Source organism: Pseudomonas sp. JV245A (assembly GCF_032424515.1).
Lineage (GTDB): Bacteria > Pseudomonadota > Gammaproteobacteria > Pseudomonadales > Pseudomonadaceae > Aquipseudomonas > Aquipseudomonas protegens.
The window spans coordinates 1-11,331 of record NZ_VYKE01000157.1 but is presented as its reverse complement, the minus strand read 5'-3'; the positions used below and the strand labels follow the sequence as shown (position 1 = coordinate 11,331).

The window sequence follows — 11,331 nt, the reverse complement described above, 5'->3', positions numbered from 1 at the left end:
TCGCAGGCTCGGCAGCGACTACAGGGCTCAGGGATGCGTGGGCTCAGCCATCGCTGAATTGCAGGGCCGCCAGGCGCGCATACAAGGGGTTGCTGGCAATCAGTTGCTGATGGGTACCCACCGCGACCAGCCTGCCCTGGTCCATGACCGCGATCCGGTCGGCATTCTTCACCGTGGCCAGGCGATGGGCGATCACCAGGGTGGTGCGGTTCTTCATCAGGCTGGGCAAGGCCTGCTGGATCAGGTGCTCGCTTTGCGCGTCCAGGGCGCTGGTGGCTTCGTCCAGTAGCAGGATCGGCGCGTCCACCAGCAAGGCCCTAGCTATCGCCAGGCGCTGGCGCTGGCCGCCCGAAAGGCCAAGCCCGGCATCCCCCAGGTGGGTCTGGTAACCCTCGGGCATCTGTTCGATGAACTCATGGGCATAGGCGATCTTCGCCGCTTCCTGGACCTGGGCCAGGGTCGCCTCGGGATTGCCGTAGCGAATGTTCTCCTCGATGCTGCCGTAGAACAGCGCCGGGCTTTGCGAAACCAGGGCGAAGCAGCGACGCAGGTCCAGCGGGTCGAGCTGGGTCAGGGCCACGCCATCCAGCAGGATCCTTCCCTGCTGCGGGTCGTAGAAGCGCAGCAACAGATCATAAAGGGTGGATTTACCGGCCCCGGAAGGCCCCACCAACGCCAGAGTCTCTCCGGCCCGGATGCTCAGGCTCAAACCATCGATCGCGAAGCGGTCGGGCCGCGACGGATAGGAAAACCGCAGACCGTCCAGCTCCAGATCACCCCGCACCCGCGCAGGCAGGCTTACCAGCCCGTCGGCGGGCGGCTGGATGATATTGTCCGCCCGCAACAATTCGGCAATCCGCTCCGCCGCGCCGGCCGCGCGCTGCAACTCGCCGATCACTTCGCTCAGGGTGCCGAAGGCACTGCCGACAATCAGGCTGTAGAAGACGAATGCCGCCAGCTCGCCGCCGGAGATGCGCCCGGCAATCACGTCCATGCCACCGACCCAGAGCATCACCCCCACCGCCCCCAGCACCAGGACGATCACCAGGGTGATCAGCCAGGCACGCTGGACAATCCGCTTGCGCGCCGTGTCGAACGCCTGCTCCACGGTCACGGCAAACCGCCGTTCATCCTGGGGTTGGTGGTTGTAGGCCTGGACCGTCTTGATCTGGCCGAGGGTTTCCGAGACATAGCTGCCGACATCGGCAATCCGGTCCTGGCTCAGGCGCGACAGGCTGCGCACCCGCCGACCGAAGATCAGGATTGGCGCCAGTACCAGCGGCAAGGCGATGACCACAATGCTGGTGAGCTTGGGGTTGGTGACAAACAGCAGCACGATCCCCCCCAGCACCATCAGCGCATTGCGCAAAAACAGCGACAGCGAAGACCCGATCACCGATTGCAGCAAGGTGGTGTCCGCGGTCAAGCGCGACTGGATTTCCGAGCTGCGGTTGTTTTCGTAGAACCCGGGATGCAGGTAGATCAGGTGATTGAACACCTGGCGCCGGATATCCGCCACGCAACGCTCGCCAATCCACGACACCAGGTAAAAGCGCACGAAGGTGCCCACCGCCAGCGCCAGCACCAGCAGCAGGAACAGGCCGATGGACTGGTTCAACAGATGGGGCGATTGAGTCATGAAGCCCTGGTCCACCAACAGGCGAATGCCCTGCCCCATGGACAGGGTAATGCCGGCGGTAACTATCAGTGCCAGCAAGGCGCCCAGCGCCTGCCAACGGTAGGGAGCGACAAAGCGGCTGGCCAGATGCAGCGCCCGGCGGTGACGAGAAGAAAGCATACTGTTCATCCATTGACGCACCGGCGAGCCGTTCGTTGCAGCAACGGCAACGAGATGAATTCGCAGGAACTTTGGTAAATCACAATGAGTCAGGTTGATTATGACCGCTGACACTAGAGCCTAGAGATTATCGGTCTAATCCGTGGCTGGCACTCCCCGGGCATTTCTGTTGGAGTGAAGTCGCCGGGCCAGCCCTCGCGGCGGTCTGTAACAGCTTGGTCACCCGGCCATTCTAGAGTAAGCACACAACCTGATGAGGAGACAGGCCATGTCCTTGCAACACAGCAGCAATGACAAGATTCAAGTGATCCGTACCCAGCCGAACCAGTCTCTGGGGTGTGCCATCATCGACGCCCAGGGTCGCGAAGTACCCATTACTGAAGACATGATCCAGAACGCCTGCCGCGAACTGGAAAAGCGACTGGTCAAGCCTGCTCGGCAAGATTGACACACAGCCTCACGTCCTCTTGACCCGGCCTTGCGGCCGGGTTTTTTATGCGCGGTTTCAGGCCTCCCTGGCACCCAAGGCACGGACGATCTGGCTCAAGGCCGCGGACTCGCCCTGGATGCGCACTTCCAGACCGTCGATCTCGCGGCGCTCCGGATAATGCTTGCGCAGACCATCGAAGGCTCTGCGCTGCTGAGCTACATCGTCCGACAGGCTACGGCGAAAATCCGCATCGTCACGACGCGGGTCATACACGGCACGGCAGATCATCGCCAGGGCCCAGGCCGGGTCCGCATTGGCATTCAGGCTGACCTGAGGCACCCAGGGCGCCGGCAGCAAGGCCGACAGGCTGACCTGCTCGGCCTGCCCGAGGAAACGGCAGTAGGCCTGGTAGATCTGCGCCGTGCCCCGTTGCTTGCCGTCCAGGCTGTAACCGGCGATATGCGGCGTCGCCAGCACACAGAGGTCCGCAAGGGAAGCATCCACCGTCGGCTCCTCCTCCCAGACATCCAGCACCGCCTGCAAATCCTCGCGCTGGCGCAGCACCTCAGCCAGGGCCCGGTTATCCACCACCGGGCCACGGGCCGCGTTGATCAGCCAGGTGCCGTGCCTGAGCCGGTTCAGCCGCTGGCGATCCAGCAGGTGCCAGGTGGAGTCTTGCCCGCTCTTGGTCAGGGGTGTGTGCAGGCTGATGACATCGCAACGCTCGAGCAACTGCTCCAGGCTGACATAGTCGCCGCCTTCCGCCGCCTGCCGCTGCGGATCGCAGACCAGCACATTCCAGCCCAGGCCACGCAGCACCTCGATCAGGCGCCCGCCCACTTCACCGGCACCGACCACGCCATAGCAACGCTGCGCCAGGTCCACGCCTTCGATCTCGGCCAGGGTCAGCAGGCTGCCCAGCACATAGTCCACCACGCCCCGGGCGTTGCAGCCCGGGGCGCTGGACCAGGTGATCCCGGCCTGCTGGAAATACTCCAGGTCCAGGTGATCGGTGCCGATGGTGCAGGTGCCGACAAACCGCACCGGGCTGCCTTCCAGCAACTGGCGGTCGACCTGGGTCACCGAGCGCACCAGCAACACATCTGCCTGCTCCACGGTCGCCCGGTCGATGGCGCGCCCGGGGAAACGCCGGATCTCGCCGAAACCGGCAAAGAACTCTTCGATCAGGGGGATATTTTCGTCGGCAACAATCAACATGGCAGGCTCCTCTGGCGGAGCCGCAGTGTAGGCGCAGATGCCAGGCCGGGCTAGCGCGGCATGCGCGCGAACCGGCATTTTCACCACTCCCGGCGCTTACAAATCCACAACACGGGATGTTTTCCTGACTGAGATGTCAACGCGTAGACTGTCGCGTCCTGCGCAACACCACCTATGGACGCTACGCCCCGTGAATTCCGTGACTGACTCCCCTGCCGCCACCGCCACCAGCCGCCCTGCCCGGGTCGGCCGTGAACTGCATGACCTGCTGGTACTGGCCCTGCCCATCATGATTGCCCAGGTGGCCACCACCGCCATGGGCTTTGTCGATGCCGTGATGGCCGGCCGGGTCGGCCCGCGAGATCTGGCAGCCGTCGCCCTGGGCAACTCGATCTGGATTCCGGTGTTCCTGCTGATGACCGGCACCCTGCTGGCCACCACGCCCAAGGTGGCGCAGCGCTTCGGCGCCGGCAACCTGCACGAGATCGGCCCGCTGGTGCGCCAGGCACTGTGGCTCGCCGTGGTGGCCGGGATCTCGGCCCTGCTGATACTGATCAGTGCCGAGCCGGTGCTGCACCTGATGAATGTCGATCCGGAACTGATCAAGCCCTGCATGGGCTACCTGCACGGCATCGCCAGTGGCTTGCCGGCGGTAGCGCTGTACTACGTGCTGCGCTGCCTCAGCGATGGCCTGGGCCGCACGGTGCCGAGCATGGTCATCGGCCTGGGAGGCCTGGCCCTGAACATCCCCATCAACTACATCTTCATCTATGGCCATTTCGGTGTACCGGCCATGGGCGGCGTCGGTTGCGGCTGGGCCACGGCCATCGTGATGTGGGCCATGATGCTGGGCATGGCCGGCTGGATTTTCTGGGCACCGGCCTACCGCAAGATCCAGTTGTTCAGCCGCTTCGACTGGCCGCAAGGGGCGATGATCGGGCGCTTGCTGAGCATCGGCCTGCCCATCGGCATTGCAGTGTTCGCCGAATCGAGCATTTTCGCGGTGATCGCCCTGCTGATCGGCAGCCTGGGGGCCACGGTGGTGGCCGGGCACCAGATCGCCCTCAACGTCAGCGCCCTGATGTTCATGATTCCCTACTCCCTGGCCATGGCGGTGACCGTGCGGGTCGGCCAGGCCCTGGGCCGCCAGCAACCCCGCAATGCACGCTTCAGCGCCGGCGTCGGCATGGCCACGTCACTGGCCTACGCCTGCCTTTCGGCGAGCCTGATGTTCTTCCTGCGTGAGCCCATCGCCACCATCTACACCACCGACCCGATGGTGATTCAGGTCGCTTCGATGCTGATTGTGTATGCGGCGCTGTTCCAGTTTTCCGATGGCATCCAGGTCACGGCGGCCGGCGCACTGCGCGGCTACCAGGACACTCGGGTGACCATGATCCTGACCCTGTTCGCCTACTGGGGGATTGGCTTGCCGGTGGGCTACGCCCTGGGCCTGACCGACTGGTTCGGCCCGGCGCGGGGCCCGAGCGGCCTGTGGGAAGGCCTGATCGTGGGCTTGAGCTGCGCGGCGCTGATGCTGTCGATCCGCCTAACACGCAGCGCGCGCAAGCAGATCCGCATCAGCCGCTCGGCGGGTTAATCGAGCTTCTTGCGGATCCAGTAGAGGTAGGTACCTGCCTCTTCCTGCTGCGCTACCAGTTCATGGTCGAGAAACACGCAGAACTTGGGAATGTCGCGGCGGGTGGAGGGGTCGGTGGCAATCACCTTCAACAGCCCGCCCGGCGGCAGGTCGCGGATGTGCTGGTGCAGCATCATCACCGGCTCCGGGCAGTTGAGGCCCGTGGCGTCGAGGGTGCCGTCAACCGGCGTATCGATAATCTGACTCATGAATCACTCCTGAAACTGGCCGGCATTGTCGCGCAATACCGCCATCGGTTCATCTGTTGCTGTCGTTCCACGGCCCCGATCCTGCCGTAGGAGCTGGCTTGCCAGCGAAGGCATCCTCACGCCTTGCACCAGTGCGGGGCCTTTTTCGCCGGCAAGCCGGCTCCGACCAGGAAGCGGGCGGTGTTGCGGGTACTACGCCGATTTGGGCTTTTTCAGATCCAGGCGCCGCAGGTGGCAGGTGACTTCCTCGCGGTCGTGGTACAGCTGCTTGCAGCCAATGGCCACGCGAATGCCCCGGGCCTTGAAGCCTTCTTCGATGCGCTCCAGCAAGCGCTTCACTTCGGCATAGCGCTGCTTCATCGGCAGCTTGAGGTTGACCACCGCCTCGCGGCAGTGCCCCTCGCCGATCCAGGTCTCCAGCAGCGCGGCGTTGCGCGCCGGTTTCTCGACGATGTCGCAGACCATCCAGTCCACCGGCTGCCTGGGCTTGTAGGTAAAGCCGTCCGCCATCAGGTGCTGCACCAGGCCAGTGTCCATCAGGCTTTCAGCCATGGGGCCGTTGTCCACGGCGGTCACCAGCATGCCGCGGTTGACCAGTTGCCAGGTCCAGCCGCCCGGGGCAGCCCCCAGGTCGACGCCGGTCATGTCGCCATGCAGGCGCTCGTCCCACTGGTCCCGAGGAATGAAATGGTGCCAGGCCTCTTCCAGCTTCAGGGTCGAGCGGCTCGGCGCTTCCCGGGGGAATTTCAGCCGTGGAATGCCCATGGGCCACATGGCCGAGTTGCCGGCATCAGCCAGGCCGACGAAGACTTCCCGACCGCTCTTGAAGGTCAGCAACAAGCGCGGCTTGGTCGCGTCGTCCACCAGCTTGCCGGCAGCGGTCAGGGCCTTGCGCAGGGGAGCTTCGAACTTCTTGCAGAAGTTGGACAGCTCCTTGCCATCGTTGGTGTCCACCACTTCCAGCCACAGGCTGCCGCACTGCGGGAAGTTGGCCAGGTAGGCAAGGATCACGCTGATGCGGTCGGTTTCCGGCAGGTCGATGAAGCCGCCCCGGGCCCACTGCCGGGGAAAGATCAGCTCCGGGAAGCGCAGGCCCTGCATCAGACGCTGGGCCCCGTCGTCCTCGGTGCAGATGAACTCGGCGCAGGCGGTGCTGGGCTTGGCCTTGGCATAACCGGCGACATTCAGCCGGGCCGCGTGGTCGGCGATCTCGGAGCAGACTTCGCCCTCGAAGCCGGGCCGGCAATGGATAAACAGGGTGTTCATTGAATCTCCTGGGCAAATGGCGATGAATCGATGCGCAAACCTGCCCTGTAGCAAAGCCTGTCACGAAAACCGGCGCATGATAACCGAGTTCGGAACCTTGGACTGAGCCCAGCAGTCCAGTGATTAGCTATAAGCCCCAAACAGAGCTAGGTTAACTCTCTGTCCGTATCACAGGCCCGTAGCCGTGCGGGCCACAAGGAGTCATTCAATGCCATCCCTCGATAGCCTGAAAACCCTTAAGACCCTGAAAGTCGACGACAAGACTTATCACTATTTCAGCCTGCCGGACGCCGCCAGGAGCCTGGGCGATATCGACACCCTGCCCATGTCGCTGAAAGTCCTGCTGGAAAACCTGTTGCGCTGGGAGGACGACAAGACCGTCACCGGCGCCGACCTCAAGGCCATCGCGGCCTGGCTCAAGGAGCGCCGCTCCGACCGCGAGATCCAGTACCGCCCCGCACGGGTGCTGATGCAGGACTTCACCGGGGTGCCGGCGGTGGTCGACCTGGCCGCGATGCGCGCCGCCATGGCCAAGGCCGGTGGCGATCCGCAGCGGATCAACCCGCTGTCACCGGTGGACCTGGTGATCGACCACTCGGTGATGGTGGACAAGTTCGCCAGCAGCAGCGCCTTCGAGCAGAACGTCGATATCGAGATGCAACGTAACGGCGAGCGCTACGCCTTCCTGCGCTGGGGCCAGAGCGCCTTCGACAACTTCAGCGTGGTACCGCCGGGCACCGGCATCTGCCATCAGGTCAACCTGGAATACCTGGGGCGCACGGTCTGGACCAAGGACGAGGACGGCCGCACCTACGCCTTCCCCGACACCCTGGTGGGCACCGACTCCCACACCACCATGATCAATGGCCTTGGCGTACTGGGCTGGGGCGTGGGCGGGATCGAAGCCGAGGCGGCGATGCTCGGCCAGCCGGTGTCGATGCTGATTCCCGAAGTCATCGGCTTCAAGCTCACCGGCAAGCTCAAGGAAGGCATCACCGCCACCGACCTGGTGCTGACGGTGACCCAGATGCTGCGCAAGAAAGGCGTGGTCGGCAAATTCGTCGAGTTCTACGGTGACGGCCTGGCCGACCTGCCCCTGGCGGACCGTGCCACCATCGCCAACATGGCACCGGAATACGGCGCCACCTGCGGCTTCTTCCCGGTGGATGACATCACCCTGGACTACCTGCGACTGTCCGGGCGCCCCGACGAACTGGTGAAACTGGTGGAGGCCTACAGCAAGGCCCAGGGCCTGTGGCGCCTGCCGGGCAAGGAGCCGGTATTCACCGACAGCCTGTCGCTGGACATGGGCACCGTGGAGGCCAGCCTCGCCGGCCCCAAACGGCCGCAGGACCGGGTTGCACTGCCCAACGTTGCCCAGGCTTTCACTGACTTCCTCGACCTGCAGTTCAAACCCACCAGCAAGGAAGAAGGCCGCCTGGAAAGCGAAGGTGGCGGTGGTGTGGCGGTGGGCAACGCGGACCTGGTGGGCGAAGCCGACTACCAGTACGACGGCCAGACCTATCGCCTGAAAAACGGTGCCGTGGTGATCGCGGCCATCACCTCCTGCACCAACACCTCCAACCCCAGCGTCATGATGGCCGCCGGCCTGGTGGCGAAGAAGGCCGTGGAAAAAGGCCTGCAACGCAAACCCTGGGTCAAGAGCTCGCTGGCTCCAGGTTCCAAGGTGGTGACCGACTACTACAAGGCTGCCGGCCTGACGCCCTACCTGGACCAACTGGGCTTCGATCTGGTGGGCTACGGCTGCACCACCTGCATCGGCAACTCCGGCCCGCTGCAGGAGCCGATCGAGAAAGCCATCCAGCAGGCCGACCTCAGCGTGGCCTCGGTGCTGTCGGGCAACCGCAACTTCGAGGGCCGGGTGCATCCACTGGTGAAAACCAACTGGCTGGCCTCGCCGCCCCTGGTCGTGGCCTATGCCCTGGCGGGCACGGTGCGCATCGACATCAGCAGCGAGCCTCTGGGCCAGGGCAAGGACGGCCAGCCGGTGTACCTGCGGGACATCTGGCCCAGCAGCAAGGAGATCGCCGACGCCGTGGCCCAGGTCAACACTCGGATGTTCCACAAGGAGTACGCCGAAGTGTTCGCCGGGGATGCACAGTGGCAAGCCATCGAAGTGCCGCAGGCCGCCACCTATGTGTGGCAGGACGACTCCACCTATATCCAGCACCCGCCGTTCTTCGATGACATCGCCGGCCCGCTACCGCAGATCACCGATGTCAGCGGCGCCCGGGTACTGGCCCTGCTGGGGGACTCGGTGACCACCGACCACATCTCCCCGGCCGGCAACATCAAGGCCGACAGCCCGGCTGGCCGCTACCTGCGGGACAAGGGCGTGGAACCGCGGGACTTCAACTCCTACGGCTCACGGCGCGGCAACCACGAAGTGATGATGCGCGGTACCTTCGCCAACATCCGCATTCGCAACGAAATGCTCGGCGGCGAGGAAGGTGGCAACACCTTGTACATTCCCACCGGCGAGAAGTTGGCGATCTATGACGCAGCCATGCGCTACCAGGCCGACGGCACGCCGCTGGTGGTGATCGCCGGCCAGGAATACGGCACCGGTTCGAGCCGCGACTGGGCGGCCAAAGGCACCAACCTGCTGGGAGTCAAGGCAGTGATCGCCGAAAGCTTCGAACGTATCCACCGCTCCAACCTGGTGGGCATGGGCGTCCTGCCCTTGCAGTTCAAGCTGGACCAGAACCGCAAGAGCCTGAAGCTGACCGGCAAGGAAACCCTGGACATTCTCGGCCTCAGCGGTACGGAACTGACGCCGCGGATGAACCTGACCCTGGTGATCACCCGTGAGGATGGCAGCCAGGAGAAGATCGAGGTGCTGTGCCGCATCGACACCTTGAATGAAGTGGAATACTTCAAGTCCGGCGGGATCCTGCACTACGTTCTGCGGCAACTGATTGCCTCCTGACGCTGCCTGAAAAAAACACCGCCTTCGGGCGGTGTTTTGCATTGGGCTGCCGTGCCAGGATGAGGTGGTTATACTGCGCCCCCGCCAAATCTGACTCACCGGTCGCAATGGCGACTACAGATCCGGCGCAGTACTACGTCTCTGCAATACCCATTCTTAAGCAACAAGGATTCCCCATGACTGCTCTGCCATGGATGTACCTGGCACTTCTTTCCATTGGCTACGCACTGGCCCTGAGCTACGGGCAACTGGGCCTGCTGGCCACCCTGTCGATCTTGCTGCTGTTGGCTGCCGGCTTTGCCGTGCGCCAGCAACGCAGCCGCGTCGGCCAGTACCTGGGCCACGGCCTGTTCGTGGTGCTCGCCCTGGCCCTGGCCATGCACTGGCTGCCCGGGTTCTACAATGGCCGGGCCATCGACCCGCAACGCTTCACCGACGATGCCGTGCCCTTCTCCCTGTACCTGAACCAGGACAAGCCGCTGATCGGCTTCTGGCTGCTGCTGGTATGCCCGTGGATAGTCGGGCGGCGCTCACTGCGCCTGTCGCTGTATGCCACCGCCGCGGCCCTGACTCTGTGTGCGGTAGCCGCACTGGGCGGCGCGCTGCTAATGGGCATGATCACTTGGGCGCCGAAATGGCCGGAGCAGGCGTGGCTCTGGGTGCTGAACAACCTGCTGCTGGTGACCCTGGTGGAAGAGGCGCTGTTCCGCGGCTATATCCAGGGCGGCCTGAGCCGGCGCTTCAAGGCCCTGCCCTACGGCGAGAACCTGGCCCTGTTGTGCGCGGCGCTGCTGTTCGGCCTGGTGCACCTGGGCGCGGGGTGGCAATGGACCCTACTGGCAGGCATCGCCGGCGTCGGCTACGGTCTGGCCTATCGTTTTGGCGGCCTGGGGGCGGCGATAGCCACTCACTTCGGTCTCAACCTGTTGCATTTCGGCCTGTTCACCTACCCGATGCTGGCCGGATAAACGGCTGGTTATTTAGCCAAACCAGTACTTCAGGACTATTGACTGCCAAGGAAGAACGTCAATGATTAGCCCCTCGCCAACGCCGGCTGAAACCTGTCGGCGCTTTTTGCAAGCGACACATTCTGCCAATGAGACCCAGAGCCGATTATTGAAAAATAATTTCAATAATCGGTTGAAGCGGCCGACAACCTATCAAAGCCTTGCGGATTGAAAAACCATGCGTAATAACCAGCCTGTCACTCAGCGCGAACGTACCTTCCCGGCTCAACAACGGTTGATTTCCACCACCGACGCCAAAGGCGTGATCACCTACTGCAACGACGCCTTTGTCGAGATCAGTGGGTTCTCCCGTGAAGAACTGGTTCGCGCACCGCACAACCTGGTCCGTCACCCTGATGTGCCGGCGGCGGTGTTCGCGCACATGTGGGGCACCTTGAAACAAGGCTTGCCATGGATGGGTATCGTCAAGAACCGCTGCAAGACCGGCGACCACTACTGGGTCAACGCCTATGTGACACCGGTTTTCGAAGGCAGCCAGGTGGTAGGTTACGAGTCGGTCCGGGTCAAGCCCACCGCCGAACAGGTGCGCCGCGCCGAAGCCCTCTACCAGCGCATCAACTCTGGCAAGTCGGCCATTCCCAAGCGTGACAAGTGGCTGCCTGTGCTGCAGGACTGGCTGCCGTTCATCCTGGTCAGCCAGCTGAGCTTCATGATCGGTGCCTGGCTCAACTCCCACTGGGGCTTCGCCCTGGCCGCCGCGCTCTCGGTGCCCCTGGGCCTTCTGGGCCTGAGCTGGCAGCAGCGCGGCCTCAAGCGCCTGCTGCGCCTGGCCGAGCAGACCACCTCCGACCCG

The 11,331-nt window shown here is 63.8% G+C and carries 9 protein-coding genes; 5 read left to right on the top strand and 4 right to left on the bottom strand.

Annotated features, from left to right (window positions below; all coding sequences use genetic code 11):
* Positions 1-43: 43 nt before the first annotated feature.
* The gene (locus F6S12_RS26635) at positions 44-1,807 is read right to left on the bottom strand and encodes an ABC transporter transmembrane domain-containing protein (protein ID WP_162470467.1); all 1,764 of its coding nucleotides are present in this window, start codon (positions 1,805-1,807) and stop codon (positions 44-46) included.
* Positions 1,808-2,066: 259 nt separating this feature from the next.
* On the opposite strand from F6S12_RS26635, the gene F6S12_RS26630 reads away from it, so the two are divergent.
* A complete protein-coding gene (locus F6S12_RS26630) occupies positions 2,067-2,246 on the top strand; it encodes a PA1571 family protein (RefSeq protein ID WP_011060254.1) in 180 nt (59 codons plus the stop codon).
* 57 nt (positions 2,247-2,303) lie between these two features.
* Here F6S12_RS26630 and pdxB read toward each other — a convergent pair whose 3' ends face one another.
* The gene (gene pdxB / locus F6S12_RS26625; RefSeq protein WP_315869493.1) at positions 2,304-3,446 is read right to left on the bottom strand and encodes a 4-phosphoerythronate dehydrogenase PdxB; all 1,143 of its coding nucleotides are present in this window, start codon (positions 3,444-3,446) and stop codon (positions 2,304-2,306) included.
* Positions 3,447-3,636: 190 nt separating this feature from the next.
* On the opposite strand from pdxB, the gene F6S12_RS26620 reads away from it, so the two are divergent.
* Positions 3,637-5,046, top strand: coding sequence for an MATE family efflux transporter (locus tag F6S12_RS26620; protein WP_019093726.1), 1,410 nt, complete (start codon positions 3,637-3,639; stop codon positions 5,044-5,046).
* On the opposite strand, the gene tusA is transcribed toward F6S12_RS26620, so the two are convergent.
* Together tusA and rlmM are read right to left on the bottom strand one after the other, a co-directional pair.
* Positions 5,043-5,294 (bottom strand): sulfurtransferase TusA, encoded by a 252-nt coding sequence (gene tusA / locus F6S12_RS26615; protein ID WP_011060251.1) that lies wholly within the window; start codon positions 5,292-5,294, stop codon positions 5,043-5,045. The two genes, F6S12_RS26620 and tusA, sit on opposite strands and share 4 nt — an antisense overlap.
* Before the next feature lie 192 nt (positions 5,295-5,486).
* Complete coding sequence (gene rlmM, locus F6S12_RS26610) at positions 5,487-6,560, bottom strand: 23S rRNA (cytidine(2498)-2'-O)-methyltransferase RlmM (RefSeq protein ID WP_015634804.1); 1,074 nt, start codon at positions 6,558-6,560, stop codon at positions 5,487-5,489.
* A gap of 208 nt (positions 6,561-6,768) precedes the next feature.
* Between rlmM and acnA the strand changes: the two genes are divergently transcribed.
* The 3 genes from acnA to F6S12_RS26595 form a co-directional block, all read left to right on the top strand.
* The gene (gene acnA, locus F6S12_RS26605; protein WP_315869492.1) at positions 6,769-9,510 is read left to right on the top strand and encodes an aconitate hydratase AcnA; all 2,742 of its coding nucleotides are present in this window, start codon (positions 6,769-6,771) and stop codon (positions 9,508-9,510) included.
* A gap of 176 nt (positions 9,511-9,686) precedes the next feature.
* Positions 9,687-10,478: a CPBP family intramembrane glutamic endopeptidase gene (locus tag F6S12_RS26600; RefSeq protein WP_315869491.1), complete on the top strand. Its 792-nt coding sequence runs from the start codon at positions 9,687-9,689 to the stop codon at positions 10,476-10,478.
* Between the two features lie 217 nt (positions 10,479-10,695).
* The coding region (locus tag F6S12_RS26595; RefSeq protein WP_315869490.1) for a PAS domain-containing protein at positions 10,696-11,331 on the top strand (636 nt) is incomplete at its 3' end.